The following is a 25,720-nucleotide window of genomic DNA, read 5'->3' as shown; positions in this document are numbered from 1 at the left end:
CCGGAGGGGGCTGGTTCCGGTCCCGGCCCTCGTCCTCCTCCTGGTGGGCGGCCTCCTCGCGGACCGGCTGTCCCGGAGCTGGATCCTCTTCCTGGGCAACCCGGCGATCGTGGCCGTCGCCGCACGGCCGGTCGCCACCGTGAGAGCGAGCGCCGCTTGCGCACCGGCGGCCGGTCCTGGTGGACCTCTGCGTGCCGGAGGTGTTCCGGATCAACCGGGCGGCGGGTACCTGGCCGCAGCCGTCGGCCGGGCGCTGACCTGCCCATTCATTTTGAACAACTGCCGCTGTTCAAAGGGTTGACCACCCCTGGGCGTCCTCGTACCGTCACTCCGCAAGAACTTCCGGATTCTTGCAGCAAGAACATTCAGGGCTGTCGGACGCGCATCCGAGCCGCCCGCCCCCGCACCTCCCCCCATGCAGGAGGAATCCCCATGAGCCGCATGACCCCCATGGACCGCACAACTCCCGTGTCCCGCACAGCCCGTGTGTCCCGTACGACCCCCGCGTCCCGCAGGCTGCTGTCCGCCGGGTGCGCCCTGGTGGCCGGTGCGGCCACCTTCCTCGTCGGTCCGGCCGCCCCGGTGGCCCAGGCCTCCCCGCCCGGCGAGAAGGACGTCACCGCGGTCCTCTTCGAGTGGAGGTTCAGCTCGGTGGCGAAGGCCTGCACCGACCGGCTCGGGCCCGCCGGGTACGGGTTCGTGCAGGTGTCGCCGCCGCAGGAGCGCATCCAGGGCGACCAGTGGTGGACCGCCTACCAGCCGGTCAGCTACCGGATAGCGAGCCGGCTCGGTGACCGGGCCGCCTTCAAGGGCATGGTCGACGCCTGTCACGCCGCTGGGGTGAAGGTGGTCGCCGACTCCGTCATCAACCACATGGCGGCCGGTGACGGGACGGGCACCGGCGGGACGGCGTACACCAAGTACGGCTATCCCGGCCTGTACTCGGGCGCCGACATGGACGACTGCCGGTCGCAGATCAGCAACTACCAGGACCGCGCCAACGTCCAGAACTGCGAACTCGTCGGCCTCGCCGACCTCGACACGGGCGAGGAGTACGTCCGCACGAAGATAGCCGGATATCTGAACGACCTCCTCTCGCTCGGTGTCGACGCCTTCCGCGTCGACGCCGCCAAGCACATGCCCGCCGCCGACCTGGCCGCCATCAAGGGGAAGCTGACCAACCCCGGCGTCCACTGGAAGCAGGAGGCGATATACGGCGGTGGCGAGGCCGTGTCGCCGAGCGAGTACCTGGGCACGGGCGACGTGCAGGAGTTCCGGTACGGGCGGGGGCTGAAGTCCGCCTTCCAGGGCGGGAGTCTGGCGAGCCTCAAGAACTTCGGCGAGGGCTGGGGCTTCATGGAGTCCGGGAAGTCCGCCGTGTTCGTGGACAATCACGACACCGAGCGCGGCGGCGACACCCTCAACTACAAGGCGGGCAGCGCCTACACCCTCGCCCATGTCTTCATGCTGGCGTGGCCGTACGGGTCGCCCGACGTGCACTCCGGCTACGAGTGGACCAACAAGGACGCCGGGCCGCCGAAGGGCGGTCAGGTGGACGCCTGTTACGCGGACGGGTGGAAGTGCCAGCACGACTGGCGGGAGGTCGCCTCGATGGTGGGCTTCCGCAATTCCGCCCGGGGGCAGTCCGTCGCCCACTGGTGGGACGACGGCGGCAACCGGATCGCGTTCGGTCGCGGCGACAGGGCGTACGTGGCGATCAACCACGACGGCGCCGCCCTCACCCGTACTTTCCAGACCGGCCTGCCCGCCGGGGACTACTGCGACGTGCAGAGCGGCCGCGCGGTGACCGTCAACGGGAGCGGCCAGTTCACGGCGACCGTCGCCGCCGGAACCGCCGTCGCCCTGCACTCCGGCGCCCGCACCTGCAAGGGCACCGAAACCACCGGCTCCGGCGCCTCCTTCGGGGTCACCGCCACCACGGTCCCCGGCCAGAACATCCATGTCGTCGGCGACCAGGGCGCCCTCGGCAACTGGAACCCGGCCGCCGCCCCCAAGCTCGACCCCGCCGCCTACCCCGTGTGGAAGGGCGAGGTGACCCTGCCCGCCGGGACCACCTTCGCCTACAAGTACGTCCGCAAGGACGCTGCGGGGAACGTCACCTGGGAGTCCGGCCCCAACCGCACCGCCACCGTCCCGGCCACCGGACGCGTCACCCTCACCGGCGACACCTTCCGCCCGTAAGCCCGTATGCCCGTAAGCCCGTAAGCCCGTACGTAGGTCCGTCCCACAATTCAGCCCTCACCGTCGAGGAGACCCCGCCCGTGATACCCCGCCCCCGAGTCGCCGCCCTGCGAAGAGCGGTCGTCGGTGTGGTGAGCGCGGCCCTGTGCGCCACGCTCGCACCGGCCGCCCCCGCCTTCGCCGCCCCGCCGCAGCCGAAGCCGCCCGCGCCCCCCTCCGACGCCGAGCTGGCTGCCGAACCCGCCCGGCACGACCTCACCCGGGACCAGTTCTACTTCGTCCTCCCGGACCGGTTCGCCAACGGGGACAAGGCCAACGACCGGGGCGCTCTGACCGGTTCACGGCTGGAGCACGGCTACGACCCCACCGACAAGGGCTTCTACCAGGGCGGTGACCTCAAGGGGCTGACGCAGAAGCTCGACTACATCAAGGGGCTCGGCACCACCGCCATCTGGATGGCGCCGATCTTCAAGAACAAGCCGGTGCAGGGGGCGGGCCAGGACGCCTCGGCCGGCTACCACGGCTACTGGATCACCGACTTCACCCAGGTCGACCCCCACTTCGGCACCAACGCCGACCTGGAGACCCTGATCGACAAGGCCCACGCCAAGGGCATGAAGGTCTTCTTCGACGTCATCACCAACCACACCGCGGACACCATCGACCACGCGGAGAAGAAGTACGGTTACCGCCCCAAGGGCGCGTATCCGAACCTCGACCAGGAGGGGCGCCCCTTCGACGACCGGACCAAGCCGCTCCCCAGGCGCATCGACCGGGACGGCTTCCCGTACACACCGGCCCCGCGCGCCGGGGAGCGCAAGGTTCCGTCCTGGCTCAACGACCCCACCATGTACCACAACCGGGGCGATTCGACCTTCGCGGGCGAGAGCGCCGAGTACGGCGACTTCTCCGGACTCGACGACCTGTGGACCGAGCGCCCCGAGGTCGTGCGGGGCATGGCGGAGATCTATCAGAAATGGGTCCGCGACTTCGACATCGACGGATTCCGCATCGACACCGTCAAGCACGTCGACCTCGACTTCTGGACCCAGTGGGCGACGGCCCTGGACGCGTACGCCAAGAAGCGCGGCCGCGACGACTTCTTCATGTTCGGCGAGATCTACGACTCGAACCCGGCCACCACCGCCCCGTACGTCACCCGGGGCCGGCTGGACGCCACCCTCGACTTCCCGCTCCAGGACGCGCTGCGCGGATACGCCTCGCAGAGCGGCGGCGCCGACAAGCTCGCCAAGGTCTTCGGGGCGGACTACCGCTACACCACCGACAAGGCCAACGCGTACGAGCAGGTGAGCTTCACCGGCAACCACGACATGGGCCGCATCGGCACCTTCCTCAAGCAGGACAACCCCCGGGCGGGCGATCCCGAACTCGTCCAACGGGCCCGGCTGGCCAATGAGCTGATGTTCTTCGGCCGCGGCAATCCGGTGATCTACTACGGCGACGAGCAGGGCTTCACCGGCGCCGGCGGCGACAAGGACTCCCGCCAGACCCTCTTCGCCTCGGAGACCGCCGACTACCTCGACGACGACCAGCTCGGCACCGACCGCACCCACGCGAGCGACGCCTACGACACCACCCACCCCCTCTACCGCTCCATCGCCGCCCTCTCCAAGCTCACCAAGGACCACCCCGCCCTGCGCGACGGTATCCAGCAGGAGCTGCTGAGCGACGGGAACGTGTACGCCTTCTCCCGTACGGACGCCAAGCGCAAGGTCGAGTACGTGGTGGCCGCTAACAGCGGGGCCCAGGCGCGGACCGTCGAGATTCCCGTCGCCTCCGCCGCCTTCCGCACGCTGTACGGCGGTTCGGCGGCGGTGGCCGGCAGCGGCGGCAAGGTGAAGGTCACCGTGCCCGCGCTCTCCAGCGTCGTACTCCAGGCGGAGAAGCCGCTGGGCGCCCCCGCCGCCGAGCCCGCCCTCACTCTCACGGCCCCGGCCGCCGGCGCCACCGGCACCGTGGAGATCGAGGCCGCCGTGACCGGCGGCGGGCTCAACCGGGTGGTCTTCGCCTCCCAGACCGGCAACGGCCCCTGGCGCACCCTCGGTTCCGCCGACCACGCCCCGTACAAGGTCACCCAGCATGTGGACGCGAAGGTGGCGGCCGGAACCCCCCTGCGGTACAAGGCAGTTGTGGTGGACAGTGCCGGGCGCACGGCCGGTGCACTCGCCGGTACGACGGCGGGCCAGGCCCCAGCGCCCGAGAAGCCCCGCGCGGGCGACCGCACCTATGCGGTCGTCCACTACCGGCGTGCCGACGGCGACTACGACGGCTGGCAGCTCAAGTCGGCTGCCGGAACGGGTCGGTTCACCGGCCGTGACGCCTACGGTGCCTTCGCCTGGGTGAAGCTCGCCGAGGGGGCCACCTCCTTCCCGTACACCGTCGAGAAGGACGGGACCGCCGACGGCCCCGCCCGCACGATCGACCTGGGCGCCACCGGGGAGGTGTGGGTCGAGCAGGGCAAGGACGGCCAGCTCACCAAGGCCCCGGAAGGGACGTACCCGCCGCAGGACAGGACCAGGGCGCTGGTGCACTACCAGCGCGCCGACGGCGACTACGACGGCTGGGGGATGCACACCTGGACCGGCGCCAAGGACCCCACCGACTGGGCCAAACCGCTCCAGCCGGTGAAGAGGGACGCGTTCGGGGTCACCTACGAGGTGCCGCTCGCCGCCGGGGCCACCTCCCTCTCCTACATCCTGCACAAGGGCGACGAGAAGGATCAGCCGAACGATCAGTCCCTGGACCTCGTCACCTACGGGCACGAGGTGTGGGCGCTCGCCGGACAGCCCAAGTACGTACTGCCGCAAGCCGGGGGAGCGGGCACGCTCGACCTCTCCAAGGCCGAGGCGCAGTGGATCGACCGGGACACCGTCGTCTGGAAGGTGAAGGCGAGCGAGGCGACCAGCCAGCAGCTGGTGTACGCCCGCGACGGAGGCATCGAGATCGTCGACGGCGCGCTGAGCGACGAGGGCAGGTGGCTGCGGCTCGACCCGGGCACCCTGAGCGACGCCCAGAAGGCCAAGTACCCGCACCTCAAGGACTATCCGGCGTTCCGTGTCGACGCACGCGACCGTGACCGGATCGACGACTCGCTGCGCGGGCAGATCGTCGCGACGCAGCGCGCCGCGAACGGTGCGCTGCTGGCGGCGACCGGCGTACAGCTGCCGGGGGTGCTCGACGCGACCTACGGTGCTAAGGCCACCGGGGCTGACCTCGGTCCGGTCTTCCGGTCCGGCCGGCCCACCCTCTCCCTCTGGGCGCCGACCGCCAGGAAGGTCTCGCTGGAGCTGGACGGGCGGATCGTGCCGATGCGGCGCGACGGGGGCAGTGGGGTCTGGTCGGTGCAGGGGGAGCGCGGCTGGAGTGGGAAGCGGTACCGGTACGGCGTCGAGGTATGGGCGCCCAGCGTCCGGAAGGTGGTGACCAACAAGGTCACCGATCCGTACTCGACCGCCCTCACCGCCGACTCCACCCACAGCCTGGTCGTCGACCTGGCCGACCCGAAGCTCGCCCCCAAGGGATGGGGCGCGCTGAAGAAGCCCGCCGCGACACCGCTGCACAACGCCCGGATCCAGGAACTCCACGTACGGGACTTCTCCATCGCCGACCGCACGTCCAAGCACCCGGGGGAGTACCTGGCCTTCACCGAGAGAAGCTCCAAGGGCTCGCAGCACCTGCGCTCACTGGCCGCCGCCGGCAGCTCCTACGTCCATCTCCTCCCCGTCTTCGACATCGGCACCATCCCCGAGAAGAAGTCCGCCCAGTCCAGTCCGGCCTGCGACCTGAAGTCGATGGCCCCCGACTCGCAGGAGCAGCAGGCCTGTGTCTCCGCGGTGGCCGCCAAGGACGCCTTCAACTGGGGATACGACCCGCTGCACTACACCGTGCCGGAGGGCTCGTACGCCAGTGATCCGGACGGGACGCGACGGACGGTCGAGTTCCGGCAGATGGTGCAGGGCATCAACGGCGCCGGACTGCGCACCGTGATGGACGTCGTCTACAACCACACCGTCGCCGCCGGCCAGAGCGACAAGTCCGTCCTGGACCGCATCGTGCCCGGCTACTACCAGCGGCTGATGGCCGACGGCTCCGTCGCCACCTCCACCTGCTGCGCCAACACCGCACCCGAGAACGCCATGATGGGCAAGCTCGTCGTCGACTCGCTCGTCACCTGGGCGAAGGAGTACAAGGTCGACGGGTTCCGCTTCGACCTCATGGGCCACCACCCCAAGGCCAACATCCTCGCCGTCCGCAAGGCGCTGGACGCGCTCACCGTCCCCAAGGACGGCGTCGACGGCAAGTCGATCATCCTGTACGGCGAGGGCTGGAACTTCGGCGAGATCGCGGACGACGCCCGCTTCGAGCAGGCCACCCAGAAGAACATGGCCGGAACCGGCATCGCCACCTTCTCCGACCGCTCCCGCGACGCGGTGCGCGGCGGCGGCCCCTTCGACGAGGACCCGGGCGTCCAGGGCTTCGGCAGCGGACTGTTCACCGACCCCAACGGCTCGGCGGCCAACGGCACCCCGGCCGAACAGAAGGCCCGCCTCCTGCACTACCAGGACCTCCTCAAGGTCGGCCTGACCGGCAACCTCGCCTCCTACTCCTTCACCGACAGCTCCGGCCGCCAGGTCAAGGGCTCCGAGGTCGACTACAACGGCGCACCGGCGGGGTACGCGGCGGCGCCCGGGGACGCGCTCGCCTACGCGGACGCACACGACAACGAGTCACTCTTCGACGCACTGGCGTTCAAGCTCCCGGCGCGTACGACGCCGGGCGACCGGGCCCGGATGCAGGTCCTCTCCATGGCGACCGCCGCCCTCTCCCAGGGTCCCGCCCTCTCCCAGGCCGGCACCGACCTGCTCCGCTCCAAGTCCCTCGACCGCAACTCCTACGACAGCGGCGACTGGTTCAACGAGATCCACTGGGACTGCCGTGACGGCAACGGGTTCGGCCGCGGGCTGCCCCCTGCCGCCGACAACAGGCCCAAGTGGCCCTACGGCAAGCCCCTGCTGACCAACCCCGCCCTCAAGGTCGGCTGCGCCGAGATCGACGCGACCTCCGCCGCCTACCAGGACCTCCTGAAGATCCGCACGGCGGAACCCGACCTCGGGCTGACCACCGCGGCCGACGTCCGGTCCAAGGTCTCCTTCCCCCTCTCGGGCAAGGACGAGACCCCGGGCGTCGTCACCATGCGCGCCGGCAAACTGCTCATCGTCTTCAACGCCACCCCGTCCACCCAGCGCCAGACCGTCCCCGCCCTCACCGGCACCGCCTACGCCCTGCACCCCCTCCAGTCGGCCGGCTCCGATGCGACCACGAAGGAATCCACCTACACCCCCACCACCGCCACCTTCACCGTCCCCGCCCGCACCGTCGCCGTCTTCACAACCCCCTAGCGGCACGAGGAACTCCGCCCCGGCGCCCCCGAACCCGGGGTCCGGGGCGGAGCCCCGGGGAACGGTGGAAGGGCGGGCAGGGGATTCGCGCCGCAGGCAACCCGCACCCAGGACCGCCCACCGAAAGGAACCCGGCCCGCCCCCGCCCCACCCCGCCCCCAAGTAGTCCAGAATGACCCCGTGTTGGGAAACATCCCCGAGGAGACGACCAGCTTCATCGGCCGCCAGGCCGAACTGGCCCGAGTCGACGAAGCCCTGACCGCGCACCGTCTGGTCACCCTCACCGGCCCCGGCGGCGTCGGCAAGAGCCGTCTCGCGCTGCGCGCCGCCCGGAACGCACGCCTCCGCTACCCCGACGGCGTCTGGTGGGCCGACATCGCCCCCCTCCACGACGACCAGTTACTCGTCGCCACCGTCTCCGACGCCGTTGACCTCGCCGACCACTCCGTGCGGATGCCCGCCGAGGCCCTGTGCGAATGGCTCCAGCACAAACGGCTGCTGATAGTGCTCGACTCCTGCGAGCGCCTCGCCGCCCCCAGCGCCCATATGGTCGGCGAACTCCTCACCGCCGTACCGGAGTTGACGGTCCTGGTGACCAGTCGCCAGCCCCTCGGTGCGCGGGGTGAGTTCCTCTTCGACGTACCCCCGCTGCCCCTGCGAGGAGCCACCGCGCTCTTCAGGGAGCGCGCACGCCACGCCGCGCCCGGCATCGAACTCGACGACCCCTCCGCCACCGAGGCCGTCAACACCATCTGTACACGCCTCGAAGGCATCCCCCTCGCCGTGGAACTCGCCTGCGCCCAACTGAGCACCACCCCCACCGGCACCACCCCCACCCAGACCACCCAGACCGCCCAGGCCGCCCAGGCCGCCCGAACCACCCGCACCGTCCAAGAAGTCGCCCACCGCCTGACCTCCCGCACCGTCTCCCGTCTCGACGTCCTCGCCCAGGACGGCACCTGGCCCCAGCGCCACCGCGCGATGCGCACCGCCATCGGCTGGAGCCACGAACTCTGCACCCCGCTGGAACGACTGCTCTGGGCGCGCCTCTCGGTGTTCCGGGGCGACTTCGCGGAGGCCGAGGCCCGCGAGATCTGCGCCGGAGGACCGCTCGACGGCCCCGGCGTGGCCCGCACCCTGCACGGACTGGCCCGCAAGTCCGTGGTGCGCGGAGTGGTGGGACGCGTGGGACGGGAGGTGGAGGCAGGGACGTACCGCATGCTCGACACCCTGCGCGAGTACGGCGCGATGTGGCTCGGCGAACTGGGCGAGCGCGAGGCCACCGCCGAACGGCACGCCGCCGCCTACGCCCACCTCGCCCGCCGCGCCGACGAGGGCTGGCTCGGACCCGAGCAGACCACCTGGCACCTGCGGGTCGCCGGTGCGCACGCCGACCTCTGCGCCGCCCTCGACCACCTGCTGGAGGGGTCCCCCGGGCAGGCCCTGGAGATGGCCGGGCGGATCGGCTTCTTCTGGGCGTACGGCGGACGCCTGCACGAGGCCCGCCGCTACCTGTTCCGGGCCCTGGACGCCCACAGCGTGCCGGGCCCGCACCGCTCCCGCGCACTGTGGGCGCTCGGCTTCACCAGTACCCTCCAGGGCGACCACGAGAGCGCCCGCGCCCTCGGCGAACAGTGCGCGGTCGCCGCCTGGCAGGCCAAGAACCCCGAGGACATGCTGGCCGCCGCCTACCTGCTGGGCGTCACCTATCTGATGATGGGCCGCCCGCGCGCCGCCCACACCGTCGCCGAACGCTCCCTCGCCGCCCGCCCCGGCGAACCCTTCTCCTCCGCCTCCCAGCTCCGCTGCCGCCTGGTGCGGACCTTCGCCCTCACCTCCATGGGGCGGCTGGAGGACGCGGAGACCGCCGCCACCGAACTGCGCCGGATCTGCGCCGAGCAGGGCGAGAGCTGGACCCGGGGCTACGCCGAGTACCAGCTCTCGCTGATCGCGCTGCGCCAGGGCCGGCCGGAGAAGTCAGCGGCCCACGCCCGCGCCATGATCGACGCCAAGTACCGGCTGGGCGACAGCTACGGCACCGCGCTGGGCCTCGACGTCCTGGCCGCCGCGCTCGCCGCTCAGGGCGACGCCGAGCAGGCCGCCAGGGTGTACGGCACGGGGCAGTCCCACTGGGCGGCCGTCGGCCATCCGCAGCGCGGCACACCGGAGTTGGGCCCGGTGCGCGAGGAGTGCGAGCGCCGGATGCGGGCCGCGCTCGGTGACCCGGCCTACGAGCGGGCCTTCGCCGAGGGCGTCGCCGACCAGGAATCCGCCCTGATGCACGCACTCCTGAGGTCCCGTCCCCACATCGCGCCGGCCGAGGGCACCGGCTGAACGAGGCGGCCCGAAGTGGTGGGTGACCATCGGATGAATCGCTCGTTCTGCGTAATGTGCGACGCCCACAGGATGTCATCAGCCGCCCCCGCAAGCCCTCCCACGACACCGGATCCGCCCCCGAAGCACCCCCCGCCGCCACGCCCCCGACGCCCACCGTCGCGGTGGGCGTCAGTCAGGCCGAGGCTGCGCTCGTTGAGCACTACCCGCGTCTCGTCCGCCTCGCCTACCTGGTGCTGCCCCCGCACCTGGGACGCAACCGCCGGGTCCTGACCGCCCATTCACTGGTGCAGCGCTCCCTGCCGCGCGGCCGCACCGGACGCACCCACGAGGCCGTCGCCGGAATGCCGCTGCCCCGCCGTGCCGAGGACACACCGTCCCGCGAGAGCGCCGGGCCCTGCGCACCCGAGAGCGCCGGGCCCGCGTCCCCCGAAAGTGCCGGGCCCTCCGCACGCGACCGGGGCCACGCCTTCGTACGCCAGCAGGTGCTGCGCCGGGCCCTCGAAGCCGAGCCGCCGCTGCTCCGCAGGGCCTGGCCCAAGCGGGCCCAGCTCCCGCCACTGCTCCCGCAGGTGTGGGGGGTGCGGCTCTTCCCCAAGTCCGGCGGCGCCGACGAACTCGCCCTGGACCAGCGCCTGGCCGCCCTCTCCGGCGCGGGCCGCGCCGCCTACGTTCTGCGCGGCCTGGAGCGCCTGGAGGATGCGGAGGTACGCAGGGTCCTGACCGCGTCGGGGGTACTCGACCCGGGGGCCGCGCTCGCCGAGGCCGCGACCGTCGAGCCCTCCCCGCTCCTGGAGTCCGCCGAGTTCGACCCGTGCTCGCTCCAGGCCCGACCCACCGACCTGATGCGCCGCCGCCACTACACCCGTGCCGGAGCGGCCGCACTCGCCGCCCTGGCGGTCGGCGCCGTCGTGCTCGGCGGCAGCGCCGACAGCGGATCGGGGCCGCTGTACGCGCAGAACCTCGCCGCCGAACACGCCCTGGACCCCGCCAGGCTGACCATCGCCCCGGCCGCCGCCTGGAAGTCCTCCGACCGCACCGACTTCTCCGTCTGGCCGGTGCGCGGCGCCCTCGCCGACGACTCCGAACTGCTGCGCCGGGCACTCGCCGCCTGGGCCCGCCCCGGCGGCATCGCCGGCGTCTCCGCCACCCCCGGCACCGCCACCGGCCCCGCGATGGGCCCGCCGCAACTCCTGTACGCGGGAAAGATCGAGGGCGCGAGGGTGGCCGTCCTCTACGACGGGCTGCGCCTGGTCCGGTACGCGGAACCCGCCGACGGCAGCGACGGGGCGGTCCTGGACTTCGCCCGCGTCGACGGCGCCTTGGAGGCCTCCGCCAACGCCGTGGTGCTCGCCCGCACCGACACCCACGTCCGCTACCTCACCGCCCCCTGGGCCGACCGGATCGCCGTCCGGGACCTCCTCGACCCCGACTCCGCACCCCGCGCCCTGCCCCGCGACCCCGACGGGGTGACCGGGCCGGTCGCCGCCTCCTCGATGGCCCGCGCCTGCACCGGCTGGGACGCCATGGAGGTACGGGACTCCACCGGCACCCGCACCCTCACCGACCTCGGCGAACTTCTCCCGGCCCGGCTCACCGCCGGCGCCCCCGGCGCCCCCGCCGACCTCAAGAGCGAGGCGGACCGGACGGCTTGGGCACGCACCGCGTGCCTGCTGCCCACGTTGCGCTCGCACGGCGTCCGCAACGTCAACTCCTGGTCGTACGCCTCCCAGCAACTGCCCGAAGGAAACGGTACGGCGCAGTGGCTGTGCACCCGCGCCGAGACCTGGCGGGGCGGCGGCAGCCGGGTGTTCGCCCAGTTCCAGCCGCCGAGCACCACCAAGAGCGCCACCGGTGCCGTCGCCGCCAAGGCGGAGGACTCGGCGGCCTGCGGTCCCAAGGACCCCAAGGTGCTGGCCGGGGTGCTGTGGAAGTCCAAGGCGGGCGCGTCGTACCTGCTCGCCGCCGGGGACGGGAGCTTCTCGTCGCTGGCCGTGAGCGGGGGAGTCAACACCACCTCGGACTCCCGCCTGCTCGCCGTACCGGCGAAGGACGCCACCCGGGCCGTCCTCACCGGCAGGCTGGAGGGCGGGGCCAAGGCCGAAGCGCTGCACTGACGGCCCACGCCCGGGGCCGCGCGCGGAGTGCGGCCCCTCGGAGCCCAGGTGTCTCAGCCCGTGTCCCGGCGCGTGTCCCTCCGCCCGGGTCTCTCAAATCTCCTGGTGCAAAGGCCTGTTCCCAAGGTCGTACTCCTCAGTACATTGACGCCATGTCTAATACGCAGCAGGGCCCGGCCCCCGTCGCGTCGGAGTGGACGCCGCTCAAGCCCCGCCAGGTGTCCTTCGACTGGAAGGACACCCCGCTCCACTGGCTTCCCGGCAACCCCTTCGCCACCCACACCATCAATGTGCTGCACCTCCTGCTCCCCGCAGGCGAGCGCTGGTTCGTGCACGTCTACAAGCAGGCCCTCCCCCTGATCACCGACGACAGGCTCCGCGCGGACGTCATCGGCTTCATCGGCCAGGAGGCCATGCACTCGCAGGCCCACGACGACGTCCTGCCGCACCTGCGGGCGCAGGGCCTGGACCCCACCCCGTACACCGCACAGGTCGACTGGCTCTTCGAGAAGCTGCTCGGCGACCGCACACTGCCGCCCGGCAGGGCGCGGAAGTGGTGGCTGCTGGAGCGGATCGCGATCATCGCGGCCATCGAGCACTACACCGCCTTCCTCGGTGACTGGGTGCTCAACGCCGATGAGCTGGACCGGCGCGGCGCCGATCCGACCATGCTCGACCTGTTGCGCTGGCACGGCGCCGAGGAGGTCGAACACCGCTCGGTGGCCTTCGAGCTGTTCCAGCACGTCGACGGCAGCTACCGGCGCAGGGCCCGCACCTGGGCGACCGCGTTCACCGCCCTGGTCTTCATGTGGCAGCGCGGCTCCCGCTTCTTCATGGCCAACGACCCCACCCTGAAGGGCGAGGAGGGCAAGGCCACGCTCACCGACTTCGTACGGAGCGGACGCCAGGGCGTACTGCCGTCGCCCGGCGCCATGGCGAAGTCCATCCCCCGCTACCTCAGCCGCAGTTACCACCCCTCCCAGGAGGGCAGCACCGCCCAGGCCGTCGCCTATCTCGCGCATTCCCCCGCCGCGCGGGCCGCCGAGGCCCGCACCACCGGAGGTTCCTGAACCATGTCCCGCGCCACCCTGCCCCGCACCCTCGCCCTCACCGCCTCGCTCGCCGCCGTCGCCCTGGTGACCCGGCGCGCCCTGCGCAAGCGGATCGACCGCTCCCCGCTGTGGCCGATGCCCGCCCTGGAGGACCCCATATCGGGCACCGGGGAACGCACCGGCACCCGCCCGGCCGGAATCCGCATGCTGGTCAGCGGACGCGACCGGCCGGCCGAGGGCGTCGTACTGCTGCACCTCGAAGCGATGGACGCCGGTGACCTGCCCGAGTGGCAGCCCGGCGCCCACCTCGACCTGGTCCTGCCCTCGGGTCTGGTCCGCCAGTACTCGCTCTGCGGCGACCCCGCCGACCGGGCCTCGTACACCGTCGCCACCCGGATCATCACGGACGGCCGGGGCGGCTCGGTCGAGGTCCACGAGCAGATCCACGAGGGCTCCGAGATCGAGGTGCGCGGGCCGCGCAACCGGTTCCCGCTGGTCGAGTCGGAGAGTTACGTCTTCGTGGCGGGCGGCATCGGGATCACTCCGGTTCTGCCGATGCTGCGGGCGGCACAGGCCGCGGGCGCGGACTGGAAGCTCTTGTACGGGGGGCGCAGCCGGGCGACGATGCCGTTCCTCGACGAGGTGGAGAAGCTGGGCGGGCCGGAGCGGGTGAGTGTGGTGGCCGAGGACGAGGACGGGCTGCCCGACCTGGCGCGCTGGTGGGCGGATGTGCCGCAGGGGGCGGCCGTGTACTGCTGCGGCCCCGAGGGCTTGCTGGGGGCGGTGGAGGGATCGCTGCCGGATCACTGTTCGTTGCACGTCGAGAGGTTCGCGCCGGGAGCGGGCGCCGGTGGCTCCGGAGCGTTCGAGGTGGAGCTGCGCAAGAGCGGTACCACCGTCACGGTGGCCGCCGACTCGACGATCCTGGCAGCCGTCAAACCCCTGGTGAAAAACGTCTCCTACTCCTGTGAGCAGGGCTTCTGCGGCACCTGCCAGCAACGGGTGATCGAGGGCGAGATCGACCACCGGGACGAGCTGCTGACCGATTCCGAACGCGGCGACTCCCTGTTGATCTGTGTCTCACGGGCCGCCGGGGAGCGCCTGGTTCTCGACCTCTAGTGCGAGCCGGGGGAGGGGCCCGGGGAAGATCCGGACCGGGCCCCAGGGGTCCTCTTCGCAGGCCGGGCGGTTACCCTGGTGCGATGACGACCGGGGTACGCCGCAGGATGGGCGTCGAAGAGCGTAGGCAGCAACTGATCGGCGTGGCACTGGAGTTGTTCAGCCATCGCTCTCCCGATGAGGTCTCCATCGACGAGATAGCCGCCGCTGCGGGCATCTCGCGCCCGCTGGTCTACCACTACTTCCCCGGCAAGCAGAGCCTGTACGAGGCGGCGCTGAAGCGGGCGGCCGACGAGCTCGCCGGACGCTTCAACGAGCCGCACGACGGCCCGCTCGGCGCCCGGCTGCTGCGCGTGATGGGCCGCTTCTTCGGCTTCGTCGACGAACACGGCCCCGGCTTCTCCGCGCTGATGCGCGGCGGCCCCGCGGTCGGTTCCTCCACCGCCAACGCCATGATCGACGAGGTGCGCCAGGCGGCGTACGAGCAGATCCTCGACCACCTGGGCGTCGGCGAACCCTCCGCCCGCCTCGCCCTGGTCGTCCGCTCCTGGGTCTCACTCGCCGAGTCGACCGCGCTGATCTGGCTCGACGGACGTGAAATCCCGCGCGGCGAACTGGAGTTGCAGCTGGTTCACGACTTCGCCGCACTGATGGCGGTCAGTGCGGCGTACGACGCGGAGATGGCCGGGATCGTCCTGCGGATACTGGCCGACGAACCGGCCGACGGGCCGTTCGGCGAACTGGTGGAGCGGCTGACCCTGCTCGCCCCGATGCTGCCGGTGGTACCGGGCCAGCGGGGGGCCTCCGAGTGAGGCCCCCGGCCGGCCGGGCCCGCGTGCAGATCACCTGGTCACGTGCACGGCACCTGGTCACTCGCAGGTCATCCGGTCACTTGTAGGTCACCTGGTCACTTGTAGGTCACCGTCACGTCCTTGAAGCCCAGGGAGCGCAGCAGGCCCTGGAGCATGCTGGTGGTGTTCTTCTCGGCGCGGGCGGTGAGGCCGCTCTCCTTGGCGGCGTCGCCGATGTGCCGGGCGGCCAGTTTGTGGACGGCCTGTTCGTCGTTCGGGTTGTCGGAGAAGAAGTCGCCGAGGCGGTCCAGCAGTCCGCGCTGTTTGGACACCGCGTAGGAGCGGTCCGGGTCGAGGGCGGGCTTGCCCAGGGTGGCGTGCGGGAGGCGGATGGTGGCGGCGGTCCGCTCCTCGTTCACGGTCACATCGCCCTTGGCCAGCCCGCCCATGGCGACGCTCGCGCCGACGGTGCCCGCGCCGACGTAGAGGGTGCGGGTGCCCTTGATGCTGTCGGGAAGCAGCTTGGCGTCCTTCTCCAGGTCCACCACCACCTGGAAGTTGCCCGACGCCGCCTCGTAACTGCTCATGTCCTGAAGGGACTTGAGTACGGCGGGCCCGCTGCGGTCCTTGGTCTCGCTGCCGAAGAGGTCACCGAGGCCCGGGATCAGGAAGAGCCGGGCGGCGAGCAGCAGCAGGGCGATCAGGGCGAGCAGCAGACCGGGAACCTTGATCCAGAGGGAGACCCGGCGGCGGGGCGGGCGCTCTGCCGGGGCGGGGCGGGTGGTGGTGTGCCGGGGCTCGTCGAGGTCGTCCAGGTCCCGGCCTTCGTCCTTGCGCGCGTCGGTGCGGTCCATACCGACCGGGTTCCCCCAGGAGGCCCCGTCCACGCGGCAGTTACCGTACTGGGCATGAAGGACCCGACTGCTCCCCTCACCTTCCGCCCCGCCGACGTCTCTGACCTCCCGAACCTCGTACGCCTCCACGACGCGGCGGCGCGGTGGATGACCGACCACGGAATCGACCAGTGGAAGCCCGGCCAGAAGGACGCCGACCACTTCCGCGGACGGATGCACGAGGGCGAGGTGTGGCTGGCGGTGCACGAGGGGGCCGTGGTGGGGGCCTTCGAGCTCTGGTGGGAGGACGAGGGCGCCTGGGGGCCGCAGCCCCCGACCGCCGGCTACATCCACCGGCTGATGACCGACCGCGCGCACGCCCCGGCGGGAACCGGGCGCGCGATGCCGGCCGCCGCCGAGACCCGTATCGCCGCCCTCGGCCGCACCCTCGCCCGCCTGGACTGCGTCGCGCACAACCCCCGCCTGCGGACATACTACGAGGCGGCCGACTACCGCTTCGCCGGCGAGAACAAGGCGAAGGAGGCCCCCCGGGGAGCCCCCTCCTACGCGGTCACCCTGCTGGAGAAGCCGCTCGGCTAGCCCTCGGTCAGACGGGCCCGGATGCGGGCCACCGCCTCGTCCGGAACGCCGAGGCCGTCGCGCACGTACGCCTCCATCGAGCCGAACTTCTCGTCCACCTCGGCGAGTGCCGTCGCCAGGTACTCCGGTACGACGCCGATGACCGCCTGCGCGATCTCCGGGTCGCCGCCCTTCGCCACGAACCCCTCGATCATCGGCTCGAAGGCGGCGCGCACCGCCGGGTTCACCGCCAGGTACTCGGCCTCCACGGTCTTGGCGTCCGCCCCCAGCAGGGTCAGCACGACGGTCGCCGCCCAGCCGGTGCGGTCCTTGCCCGCCGTGCAGTGGAAGAGCAGCGGGCCCGCGTCCTCGGCGGCCAGCTCGGTCAGGAAGGTGCGGTACGCCGCGACCGCCGACCCGGACGACACCAGCGCCCGGTAGGTCTCCGCGAACAGCGCCTGCGCCCTGCCCCCGCCCAGGTGCTCCTCGGCGAGTGCGGGGTCGGACAGGATGTTCTTGAGCTGGGCGGCGGCGGGTTTGTCGTCAAAGTCGCCGCGGGAGACCGTCGAAGCGATGGTGTCGGCGAGGGCGTCCGCGACGACGAGCCGGGCCCCTGCCGGCACCCGGTCCGGATAGTCGGCCCGCTCGGCCGCGCTGCGGAAGTCCACCAGGGTCGCCAGGCCCAGTGCGGCGATGGCGGGGTCGGTCTCCGGGTCCATCCGGTCCAGCTGTCCGGCCCGCAGGACCAGCCCGCCGCGGACCTTCCTGCCCCCGGCCAGCGGGATGCCTCCGAGGTCACGGAGATTGGCGACGGTGGTGGACGCGAGTGCGGTCATGGGGCGGTACTCCTGCGGGCTGCGGTGCTGGTCGGGGGCGCTTCCACGGTACGCGGCACACCGGCCCCGGCCCGCCCCGGCCCCGTACCTCCGACGTCCCGTTTCCGAGCCGTCGCTACCCCCGCCGCGTCAGCACGCCGCCCGCCCCCACACCCAGCGCCAGCGCGGCGAAGTGCCCCACGTCCGTGAAGGTCGGCCGGGGCTTGTTCAGGAGGGGGCGGGCCGCCAGCACCAGCAGCCCGGCCCGGACGCCCATCCGCAGCGGCCCCCGGGGGAGGGCCGCCGTCAGCGCGCCGAGCACCGCGTTGAAGCCGTAGCTCGTGCCCACATCCACCGCGGAGCGCGTATCCGCATCGGCCCCCGTCGTCCGCAGCCCGCCGTACACCAGCAGGGTCGCCCCCGCATGCCCCAGCAGGAAGACCCCGGCCGCCCACCACGCCCCGTACGCGTACTCCGCGTACCCCAGCACCGCGAGCAGCAGCAGCGCGTACTCCAGCGGCATCGGCTCCTCCACCACCACCGCACTGGTCAGCAGGGTGCTCCAGCGCCCCGCCTCCAGCTGCTCGACATTGGTGGAGCAGGCGCGCAGGAACTCCTCGCGCTCCTCGCCGGGCAGATGACGGCGGGCGGCATGGGCGCCGAGCTGGACGCCGCCGACATAGGCGGGGGCGAGCACGGGAAGGTCCGGGAAGCGCATGGGGGCATGATCGCGCATGGGACGTAACGGATGTGTCAGATAACGCCGTTACGGCCCAACGGCCACCCGGGCCGCTCCCCGCGCGTCAGGATGGCCGGATGCGCGTACGAGTGGCAGCAGCCTTCACGACAGCGGCAGCCCGGCGGGTGGCGGGAGCGGTGCTCCTGATCGGGGTGGCCGGATGCGGGGCCCCGACCGTCCCGCCGGAGGCTTCCGGAACCCTGGAGGAGCTGGCGGTGAAGGCGGGTTGCGAGCCCCGTATCGGCACCGAGGCGGCCGAACTGCGCCAGGCCGACTGCCGTACGGACCTCGGCACTTACGTGCTGGCCACCTTCGCCACCGACCGGGGCCGCCAGGAGTGGCTGGACGCCGCGAACGACTACGGCGGCAGCTACCTGGTGGGCCGCAAGTGGGTCGCCGTCGGCGAGCAGGGCGTCCTCACGGCGCTGCGCGGCCGGCTCGGCGGGACCGTGGAAACCGCCGTGGGCCACTCGGGGAGTGGGGAGCGGCCCACGGGAGGGGCGGTTCACACGGAGCACCACGCGAGCTGACCGCGCAGGTCTCGGGGGTGGCCGGCCGGCCACCCGGCTCACTTGCAGCGCTGCCCGCCGTTGAGGCAGCTCACCATCCGCCGCATCAGCTTCTCGTCGAAGACGTTGATGAAGTCACCGTGGTCGGTGACCGGCTTGTGCAGCTGCTCGGGGAAGGAGTCGACCGCGAACCCGGGGCCCGGCGGCACCGCGTACACGATCCGCTGGACCAGCTGCGGGATCGGCCGGAAGCCGGTGTCGCAGGACCCGTTGGCGCGGGCGAAGGCGACATGGGTGCGGTGGTTGGCACTGTCGGCGTTCGACCCGTCCCAGCAGCTCTGGAACTTGAAGGTCCGCACGACCTGGCTGCCGCGAGGGCAGATCGGGTACTTCTCCTTCAGCTGCCGGTTCTCGAAACCGGTGCAGCTCCAGGATGCGTTGGCGTTCGCGGTGCCGTTGGTGAACGCTTTCGCGTCCCCGGTGATGATCCGCAGAAAGCGCGGCATGGCGACGACCCGGCCGGTCGGATTCCCCACGAAATTGAGGGTGACCTGGGACGGGGTCTGGATCTCGCCGGTGTTCCCGTCCTTTCCGCCGCCGTCCGCACCGGAATCCGCCTCGTCCTTTCCGTTCTGGAGGCGCAGGACCGGCCAGTAGTACGTCGACTTGTCACCGGGATTGCGGCAGGTCGTCCGGCCCGAAGCGAGGACGTCGTCGCTGGAGAAGGCATCGGTGGCCTGATTGCCGACGTAATCGTGCATATGGTGGGCGCCATTGCTCACACCCGGCGCGACGATGACATTGTCCGGATTGAATTTGCCGTTTTCGTTCCGCCCGCAGGCTGTGGTGAAGGTGCCGCGCGAGGCGGTCCGGCGGTTGCGGACCTGGGTGACGTTGGGACGTACGGAGCGGATGTCGACGAAGTCGGACCGCTCGGGGCCGTTTCCTGCCGGGGTGTCTGGCTCGGTGCCGCCCTGGCCCGCGCCCTGGTCATCGCCCTGGCCGTCCTCCCCGCCGCCCTGGCCGCTGTTCCCGGCGTCACTCCGCTGACCGCCGCCCTGCACCCCGCCCTCCTCCGCCCGCATCGTGCACGGTGCCAGCGAGTCGAGGCCCTGTGGACGGTCCGCCTCGGGCTGCTGTTCCACGGCGTCGCCGATCCGGCCGAGGGAGCCGGCCCGCTCGTCCTTCAGCGGGCCGAGGACCGCCGCCTGCGCCGCCTGATCCCCGCCCCGTTCCTTCGACTCCGCGAACTTCCGGTACGCCTCGGTGATCTGACTGTCCATCGCCGCCAGTTCGCGGTCGACGTCCTGCCGCGCGCCCCGCGGAATCTCCGGGAGGGAATTCGACGCGTCGGGACAGTCGATGGTGGCCATACGCGGTCCGGTCGCCGGTAATGCGGACGGTTCCTCGGAGGCCGAGGCATGCACATTCAGTGCGACCATCCCGCCCCCGCCGAGAACCAGTGCGGCGGTGGCGGCGATCGTCCTGTTCGCCAATTTCGAACGCTTGTGTCCCATGGGGATCCTTCGCTTTCTTCCGGGCGAAGTCCCATACGGACCGGAAGAGCGGCGCGTTCAACCGCACCCCATCGGCCCCACGATTTCGTGGGAAGCCACCAACTTACCGAGGAATTCCGGAATTCACTCTCATGCCTTCAGCGCCCGCTGATAAAGCGCCCGGGCCGGGGCCCCGAAGAGCGCGGCCGTCGACTCGGAGTCGGTGTCGCCGCCGCTCAGCACGCCGATCATCTTCCCCGGCCGGTCGGGACCCCGGTAGCCGGTGAGCCAGGGGCTGCCGCTGGTCCCGTTCCAGAACCCCGCGCACCGCATCTGCATCATGCCGGGCAGCTCCGGGTCCGGCTCGCTGTCGGTGGTGCAGGTGACCGGGCGGTTGTCCGGGTTGTGATCCGGTTCCGGGTAGCCGACCACGGTGACCTGCCGCGAGGGGCCGGACGCCCAGTCGAGTCCGGCGGCCCCCACCACGTCCTGGACGTTGCGGCCCTCGGCGTCGGGCTCCAGCGTCAGGAAGGCGAAGTCGTAGGGGTCGTCCTCCTGCTCCTGCCACCGCTCGTCGACCTGGACCGACTTGACCCGCCAGGCGCCGTACGGCTGCTTGCCCTTGCCCTCACCGGAGAAGCCGGGGGCGAAGGAGGTGTCGCGCCTCGGCTGCCCCTCCGGCTGGTGCACGCAGTGCGCGGCGGTGGCGACGATGTTCCCCTTCGGGCTGTCCACGACGCTGGCCGAACACCAGTGATCGTCGCCCTCGGTCAGCACCCCGATGAACGGCGGGTAGTCCAGCACCGCCGCGGTCTTCTGCGGGGTCGGCGACACCCCGGGCTCCAGCCTCGGCGCGGAGGCCACCGGGCCGCCGCACCCGGTGGTCAGCACCATCAGCGCCAGTGCCCCGGCCACGGCCACCGGGGCCGGCATCCACCGCTCACGCACGTAGGGGGTCCCTCTCTCTGCACACCGGTTCCGGCCACATTCGCCGCGACGCACACAGGTTATGCACGCGTTGGCCGATTGTCGTGGCTTCCGCGGTCCGGTCCTCCCGGAGCAGGGCCGGACAGCGGAAAGCCACGACGCGACGCTTCTGCCCCCGTCAGGGGACTCGACTCGGCGAACCGGAAAACGAGGGGGAGGTCACACCCCGGACAAGATCGGCCGAACAGTCCTCACCGGTCCAGATAGGCCAGCACCGCGAGGACCCGCCGGTTGTCGTCGTCGGAGACCGGCAGGTCCAGCTTGGCGAAGATGTTGGAGGTGTGCTTGGCCACCGCCCGCTCGGTGACGAAGAGCTGGGCGGCGATGGCGGCGTTGGAGCGCCCCTGGGCCATCAGCTCCATCACCTCCTTCTCGCGCGGGGTGAGCTGGCCTATCGGCTTGTCCTGCGCCCGGCGCGACAGCAGCTGCTGGATGACCTGCGGGTCCATCGCGGTGCCGCCGCCCGCCACCCGCCGTACCGCGTCGATGAACTGCTCCGCGTCGAACACCCGGTCCTTCAGGAGGTACCCGATGCCGCCGTTGCCGTCCGCGAGCAGCTCCCGCGCGTACAGCTGCTCGACGTGCTGCGACAGTACGAGCACGGGCAGGCCGGGTCTGGCGCGGCGGGCGGCCAGCGCGCACTGCAACCCCTCGTCGGTGTGCGACGGCGGGAGCCGGACGTCGACGACGGCGACGTCCGGCTCCAACTCCGCGAAGGCCTTGGTGAGTTCGGGCCCGGTCTCGACAGCGGCCAGGACCTCGAAGTCGAACGCTTCGAGCATCCTGACCAGGCCGTCGCGGAGCAGAAAGAGGTCTTCGGCTAGAAGGACGCGCAAGGAATCTCCATGGTCACCATGGTGGGACCGCCTGCGGGACTGCTGACGGCCAGAACACCGTCGAATGTACCGAGTCGCCGTTCGACCCCGCTCAGCCCGGAGCCTCCGCCGACGGTGGCCCCGCCCCGGCCGTTGTCGGTGACCGAGATGCGGATCATCTTCTCGGCGTGGTGGATGTCGACCCAGATCCGGTCGGCCCGGGCGTGCTTGACCGCGTTCGTCAGTACCTCGCTCACCGCGAAGTACGCCGCCGACTCCACCGGCGCCTCGGCCCGGCCCGGCAGGTCCACCTCCACCTCGGTGGCGACCGGCAGCCGCAGCGCGAGGGCCCGCACCGCGTCGCCGAGACCGCGCTCGGCCAGCACCGGCGGGTGGATGCCGCGCACCAGGTCACGCAGTTCGGTCAGCGCCTCGGCGGACGACTCACGGGCCATCGCCAGGAGTTTCTTCGCCTGCGCGGGGTCCTTCTCGACGAGCGCCTCGATGGTCCCGAGGTTCATTCCCATGGCGACCAGCCGGGCCTGCGCCCCGTCGTGCAGGTCACGCTCGATGCGACGGAGCTCGGCGGCTGAGGTGTCCAGGGCGTCGTGCCGGGTCTCTGTCAGCTTCTCCACGCGCTGGGCGAGGGTGGCCTCGGCGGTGGGGGCGAGGAAGTACTTGGCGAGGCGGAAGTGCAGCCCGAGGAGGACCGGGTTGTAGCGCAGCCCGAAGAAGAGGATGACGGCGGCGACAGGAAGCACCAGCAGGGCGGTTCCCGGGCCGCTGACCGGGACGAAGGTGTACCAGTAGGTGCCACCGCCGTCGGCGAGGGCCCGCCACAGCCCGGCCGCCACCGCCACGCCCTCCACCGGGTAGAAGAGGAACAGCGCCGGGAGCAGCGCGGTGAGCATCCCCGCCGTCATGTCCACGAACAGCCACTGCACGTCCCGCCAGGTCGCCGGGTCCTTCAGCATCAGCGTGGTCCGCTCCACCTGCCCGGTGATCCCCCCGCGCACGTCCGCCGGCAGCGGCCGGTAGGGCACGGCTATCCGTACGTCGGACCAGGTCCCGGCCAGCAGCCGCCGGCGATCGGCCCACCGCCGGACCAGGCCCAGGAGGTGCGGAGTGGTGAAAACGCCCAGCCCGATCACGACCAGCACCAGCGAGACGAGGGTGAGGGAGAACAGGAAACAGGAGACCACGACCGAGATGATCGACAGCCCGAGTCCACGTACTCCCGCCTGGAGCGAGGCGCGTATCCGCGTGGCGTTCATGGTGGGTGGTCCCTCTCCGTCCGTGGCCCGTGCACCGGGCCCACGCACAGTCTCACCCGGCGGGTGCGGCCGGAGCACGGGGCCCCGCACCCGAAGCGGAGGTGTACCTGGCACCACCGCCCCCGCGGGAGCCCCGCACCCCGGCGGCGCCCCGGGTCAGGGGGTGTACTTGTACCCGACCCTGCGCACCGTGCGGATGCTGTGCCGGTGGTCCGCCCCGAGCTTGCGGCGCAGCCTGGCGATGTGCACATCGACGGTGCGGCCGTCGCCGACGTGCCCGTAACCCCAGACCGTGGTCACCAGCTGGTCGCGGGTGTGCACCCGGTGGGGGTGCGCGACCAGGTGCGCGAGCAGTTCGAACTCCAGATACGTCAGGTCCAGCGCCCGCCCTTCGACCTCGACGATCCGCCGCGAGGAGTCGATCCGCACCGGCCCCTGCGGGGTCTCGGCGGGTGCCTGCGCGGATGCCCCGGCCCCCTCAAGCCCCTCGGCCCCGTCAGGCAGCCCCTCGGGCACGAGCACGGGCTGCGGGGCGTGCTGGGGAGTGTGCTGCGGGGCGGCCTGCTGCTGGTCCGCCGGTACGAGCACCAGGTAGCCCACCATCGGCGGCCGGCCCGGCAGCGCGGGCAGCGTGTGCTGCGGGGCGGGCAGCCAAGTGGCGCCCGGCGGCAGGTAGTCGGCGACGTCGTACGCCGGACGCAGCGCCGCCGGGGCGGGCAGCGGCAGGACCTCGTCGCGGTCGACGGCCCGCAGCCGGTGGGCCCCGGGACGCAGTGGTTCGTGAACTGCCCGTCGCTGGGCGGCGGTCGCGGCCGAGGAGGCGGGGAAGGTGCGGGGGCGGACGTTACGGGCGTTCGTCATGGCGGGTCAGCTTTCGCGCGGAGGAAGCCGCCACGGAGAGCCACATGGCGGCGTACTGCTTCCTGCGGAATGCGCGAGGACCGAAGACCGTCTCGTCACGGGGACCGGCCGATCCGAGGGGGGATCGGCGGGAGTCCGGGAGAACGGCTTTAGAGGGTCCGCGCGTTCGTCGCGCGACAACAGACCCGGTCGAAGTCGTGATGCTGACGGGAAGGCCAGAACGGCTCCAGGTCGAAGCGACCCGTAGCGGTGGAGTTCTGGAAGCCGGTCATGGGCCTATTAGACCAGACGTACGGGTCAGGGAGGAGGCCCGTGCGGCTGTGCGCCCCCGTGCGCCCCGTGCGCGGGACCGCTTCCTCACTCCGTGAGCCGCCCGCGCCGGTCCAGCGGCGTCAGCCCGGTCTCCCCGTGTACGGACCACCACCGGGGGGGGGGGGGGGGGGGGGGGGGGGGGGGGGGGGGGGGGGGGGGGGGCGGGGGGGCGGGGGCGGGGCGCGGGCGGGGGGGGGGGGGGCGCGCCCCCCGCCCCCCCCCGCCCGCCCGCCCCCCCCCGCCCCGCCCCCCCCCCCCCCCCCCCCCCCCCCCCCCCGCCCCGGTGACCGACTGACGGCCGGGCTACTGCCCTCAGACCTGTCCGGCCTTCTCCAGCGCGGTGCAGCAGGTCTCGACCATCAGCCGGGTGACGACGTACGGGTCGACGTTGGCGTTGGGGCGACGGTCCTCGATGTAGCCCTTCTTGTCCTTGCCGACCTGCCAGGGGATGCGGACCGAGGCGCCGCGGTCGGAGACGCCGTAGCTGTACTCGTTCCACGGGGCGGTCTCGTGCAGACCGGTGAGGCGGTCGTCGATGCCCGCGCCGTAGTTCTTGACGTGGTCCATCGGGCGGGAGCCCTCGCCCAGCGACTCGCAGGCGGTGATGATCGCGTCGTACCCCTCGCGCATCGCCTTGGTGGAGAAGTTGGTGTGCGCGCCCGCACCGTTCCAGTCGCCCTTCACCGGCTTGGGGTCCAGCGTCGCGGAGACGCCGAAGTCCTCGGCGGTGCGGTAGAGCAGCCAGCGGGCGATCCACAGCTGGTCGGAGACCTCCAGCGGGGCCAGCGGGCCCACCTGGAACTCCCACTGTCCCGGCATGACCTCGGCGTTGATGCCGGAGATGCCGAGACCGGCGGTCAGACAGTGGTCGAGGTGCTTCTCGACGATCTCGCGGCCGAAGATCTCGTCCGCGCCGACACCGCAGTAGTAGCCGCCCTGCGCGGCCGGGAAGCCGCCCACCGGGAAGCCGAGCGGGCGCTCGCCCTCGAAGAAGGTGTACTCCTGCTCGATGCCGAAGATCGGCTCCTGGCCGGCGAACTGCTCGGCCAGCGGGCGCAGTTCGGCGCGGGTGTTGGAGGAGTGCGGCGTCATGTCGATGTTCAGCACCTCGCACATGACGAGGATGTCGTCGCCGCCGCGGATCGGGTCCGGGCAGGAGAACACCGGGTTCAGTACGAGGTCGGAGGCGTGGCCCTGGGCCTGGTTGGTGCTGGATCCGTCGAAGCCCCAGACCGGCAGTGCGGCGCCGTCGCCGAGGATCTTGGTCTTCGAGCGGAGCTTGGCGGTCGGCTCGGTGCCGTCGATCCAGATGTACTCGGCCTTGAACGTCACGGGGTGCCATCCTCTACGGGTTGCGCGGCTGCGGGGTGCGGTGCCATCGGTGCGGCGGTGGCGGGGTGTACGGCGCCCCGTGCTGCTGCGGTGATGGTCGGCAGCCTGGCAACCGGCGATTTCCCGGCCGTTG

Annotated in this window: 19 protein-coding genes; 9 read left to right on the top strand and 10 right to left on the bottom strand. The window is 71.8% G+C overall.

Translation table 11 applies throughout. From position 1 onward, the window contains the following. The first annotated feature begins 450 nt into the window (after nt 1–450). From ACIA73_RS09360 to ACIA73_RS09330, 7 genes are all read left to right on the top strand, one after another. The gene (locus ACIA73_RS09360; protein WP_399438037.1) at nt 451–2,202 is read left to right on the top strand and encodes a carbohydrate-binding module family 20 domain-containing protein; all 1,752 of its coding nucleotides are present in this window, start codon (nt 451–453) and stop codon (nt 2,200–2,202) included. Between the two features lie 80 nt (nt 2,203–2,282). Beyond that, nucleotides 2,283–7,622: a pullulanase-type alpha-1,6-glucosidase gene (gene pulA, locus ACIA73_RS09355; RefSeq protein WP_399437738.1), complete on the top strand. Its 5,340-nt coding sequence runs from the start codon at nt 2,283–2,285 to the stop codon at nt 7,620–7,622. Nucleotides 7,623–7,802: 180 nt separating this feature from the next. Next, nucleotides 7,803–9,956: an ATP-binding protein gene (locus ACIA73_RS09350; protein WP_399437737.1), complete on the top strand. Its 2,154-nt coding sequence runs from the start codon at nt 7,803–7,805 to the stop codon at nt 9,954–9,956. 56 nt (nt 9,957–10,012) lie between these two features. After that, on the top strand, nt 10,013–12,073 hold the full coding sequence (locus tag ACIA73_RS09345; protein ID WP_399437736.1) for a hypothetical protein: 2,061 nt from the start codon (nt 10,013–10,015) through the stop codon (nt 12,071–12,073). Nucleotides 12,074–12,225: 152 nt separating this feature from the next. Beyond that, nucleotides 12,226–13,143, top strand: a complete 918-nt coding sequence (locus ACIA73_RS09340; protein ID WP_399437735.1) for a metal-dependent hydrolase — start codon at nt 12,226–12,228, stop codon at nt 13,141–13,143. A gap of 3 nt (nt 13,144–13,146) precedes the next feature. Further along, nucleotides 13,147–14,244, top strand: coding sequence for a PDR/VanB family oxidoreductase (locus ACIA73_RS09335; RefSeq protein WP_399437734.1), 1,098 nt, complete (start codon nt 13,147–13,149; stop codon nt 14,242–14,244). An 83-nt stretch (nt 14,245–14,327) separates the two neighbouring features. Continuing rightward, nucleotides 14,328–15,056 (top strand): TetR/AcrR family transcriptional regulator, encoded by a 729-nt coding sequence (locus tag ACIA73_RS09330; protein ID WP_399437733.1) that lies wholly within the window; start codon nt 14,328–14,330, stop codon nt 15,054–15,056. A 95-nt stretch (nt 15,057–15,151) separates the two neighbouring features. Here the strand turns inward: ACIA73_RS09330 and ACIA73_RS09325 are convergent, their stop codons facing one another. Then, on the bottom strand, nt 15,152–15,889 hold the full coding sequence (locus ACIA73_RS09325) for a DUF4230 domain-containing protein (RefSeq protein WP_399437732.1): 738 nt from the start codon (nt 15,887–15,889) through the stop codon (nt 15,152–15,154). Nucleotides 15,890–15,943: 54 nt separating this feature from the next. Between ACIA73_RS09325 and ACIA73_RS09320 the strand changes: the two genes are divergently transcribed. Next, a complete protein-coding gene (locus ACIA73_RS09320) occupies nt 15,944–16,468 on the top strand; it encodes a GNAT family N-acetyltransferase (protein ID WP_399437731.1) in 525 nt (174 codons plus the stop codon). On the opposite strand, the gene ACIA73_RS09315 is transcribed toward ACIA73_RS09320, so the two are convergent. Further along, nucleotides 16,465–17,283: a tyrosine-protein phosphatase gene (locus ACIA73_RS09315; RefSeq protein ID WP_399437730.1), complete on the bottom strand. Its 819-nt coding sequence runs from the start codon at nt 17,281–17,283 to the stop codon at nt 16,465–16,467. The genes ACIA73_RS09320 and ACIA73_RS09315 overlap by 4 nt on opposite strands. A 115-nt stretch (nt 17,284–17,398) precedes the next feature. After that, nucleotides 17,399–17,980: a rhomboid-like protein gene (locus tag ACIA73_RS09310; RefSeq protein WP_399437729.1), complete on the bottom strand. Its 582-nt coding sequence runs from the start codon at nt 17,978–17,980 to the stop codon at nt 17,399–17,401. Between the two features lie 98 nt (nt 17,981–18,078). Here ACIA73_RS09310 and ACIA73_RS09305 point away from each other — a divergent pair, with 98 nt between their 5' ends. Further along, entirely contained in the window at nt 18,079–18,531 is a 453-nt protein-coding gene (locus tag ACIA73_RS09305; RefSeq protein ID WP_399437728.1) for a hypothetical protein, read from the top strand. A gap of 38 nt (nt 18,532–18,569) precedes the next feature. Here ACIA73_RS09305 and ACIA73_RS09300 read toward each other — a convergent pair whose 3' ends face one another. The 7 genes from ACIA73_RS09300 to glnII form a co-directional block, all read right to left on the bottom strand. Beyond that, nucleotides 18,570–20,027, bottom strand: coding sequence for a DUF1996 domain-containing protein (locus tag ACIA73_RS09300; protein WP_399437727.1), 1,458 nt, complete (start codon nt 20,025–20,027; stop codon nt 18,570–18,572). 129 nt (nt 20,028–20,156) lie between these two features. Then, entirely contained in the window at nt 20,157–20,954 is a 798-nt protein-coding gene (locus tag ACIA73_RS09295) for a trypsin-like serine peptidase (protein ID WP_399437726.1), read from the bottom strand. Between the two features lie 230 nt (nt 20,955–21,184). Beyond that, on the bottom strand, nt 21,185–21,829 hold the full coding sequence (locus tag ACIA73_RS09290) for a LuxR C-terminal-related transcriptional regulator (protein WP_399437725.1): 645 nt from the start codon (nt 21,827–21,829) through the stop codon (nt 21,185–21,187). Beyond that, entirely contained in the window at nt 21,814–23,082 is a 1,269-nt protein-coding gene (locus ACIA73_RS09285) for a sensor histidine kinase (RefSeq protein ID WP_399437724.1), read from the bottom strand. Before ACIA73_RS09285 ends, ACIA73_RS09290 begins: the two co-directional genes overlap by 16 nt. 156 nt (nt 23,083–23,238) lie before the next feature. Further along, the gene (locus ACIA73_RS09280) at nt 23,239–23,943 is read right to left on the bottom strand and encodes a winged helix-turn-helix domain-containing protein (RefSeq protein ID WP_399437723.1); all 705 of its coding nucleotides are present in this window, start codon (nt 23,941–23,943) and stop codon (nt 23,239–23,241) included. Nucleotides 23,944–24,092: 149 nt separating this feature from the next. Then, nucleotides 24,093–24,215 (bottom strand): hypothetical protein, encoded by a 123-nt coding sequence (locus ACIA73_RS09275; protein WP_399437722.1) that lies wholly within the window; start codon nt 24,213–24,215, stop codon nt 24,093–24,095. 352 nt (nt 24,216–24,567) lie between these two features. Then, nucleotides 24,568–25,587 (bottom strand): glutamine synthetase, encoded by a 1,020-nt coding sequence (glnII, locus tag ACIA73_RS09270; protein ID WP_399437721.1) that lies wholly within the window; start codon nt 25,585–25,587, stop codon nt 24,568–24,570. Between the last annotated feature and the right edge of the window lie 133 nt (nt 25,588–25,720).

It is taken from the genome of Streptomyces sp. NPDC051561, from assembly GCF_044454195.1.
Lineage (GTDB): Bacteria > Actinomycetota > Actinomycetes > Streptomycetales > Streptomycetaceae > Streptomyces.
Note: the sequence above shows the minus strand (reverse complement) of the source record. Positions and strands in the feature narration are given on the sequence as shown.

Bases quoted from the DNA above. Each gene is read 5' to 3' on its own strand.
- ACIA73_RS09315 (WP_399437730.1), bottom strand. From the start codon at position 17,283: ATGACCGCACTCGCGTCCACCACCGTCGCCAATCTCCGTGACCTCGGA.
- ACIA73_RS09285 (WP_399437724.1), bottom strand. From the start codon at position 23,082: ATGAACGCCACGCGGATACGCGCCTCGCTCCAGGCGGGAGTACGTGGA.
- ACIA73_RS09275 (WP_399437722.1), bottom strand. From the start codon at position 24,215: ATGACCGGCTTCCAGAACTCCACCGCTACGGGTCGCTTCGACCTGGAG.
- ACIA73_RS09305 (WP_399437728.1), top strand. From the start codon at position 18,079: ATGCGCGTACGAGTGGCAGCAGCCTTCACGACAGCGGCAGCCCGGCGG.
- ACIA73_RS09330 (WP_399437733.1), top strand. From the start codon at position 14,328: ATGACGACCGGGGTACGCCGCAGGATGGGCGTCGAAGAGCGTAGGCAG.
- ACIA73_RS09340 (WP_399437735.1), top strand. From the start codon at position 12,226: ATGTCTAATACGCAGCAGGGCCCGGCCCCCGTCGCGTCGGAGTGGACG.
- ACIA73_RS09360 (WP_399438037.1), top strand. From the start codon at position 451: ATGGACCGCACAACTCCCGTGTCCCGCACAGCCCGTGTGTCCCGTACG.
- ACIA73_RS09335 (WP_399437734.1), top strand. From the start codon at position 13,147: ATGTCCCGCGCCACCCTGCCCCGCACCCTCGCCCTCACCGCCTCGCTC.
- ACIA73_RS09300 (WP_399437727.1), bottom strand. From the start codon at position 20,027: ATGGGACACAAGCGTTCGAAATTGGCGAACAGGACGATCGCCGCCACC.
- ACIA73_RS09280 (WP_399437723.1), bottom strand. From the start codon at position 23,943: ATGACGAACGCCCGTAACGTCCGCCCCCGCACCTTCCCCGCCTCCTCG.
- ACIA73_RS09320 (WP_399437731.1), top strand. From the start codon at position 15,944: ATGAAGGACCCGACTGCTCCCCTCACCTTCCGCCCCGCCGACGTCTCT.
- ACIA73_RS09325 (WP_399437732.1), bottom strand. From the start codon at position 15,889: ATGGACCGCACCGACGCGCGCAAGGACGAAGGCCGGGACCTGGACGAC.
- ACIA73_RS09310 (WP_399437729.1), bottom strand. From the start codon at position 17,980: ATGCGCTTCCCGGACCTTCCCGTGCTCGCCCCCGCCTATGTCGGCGGC.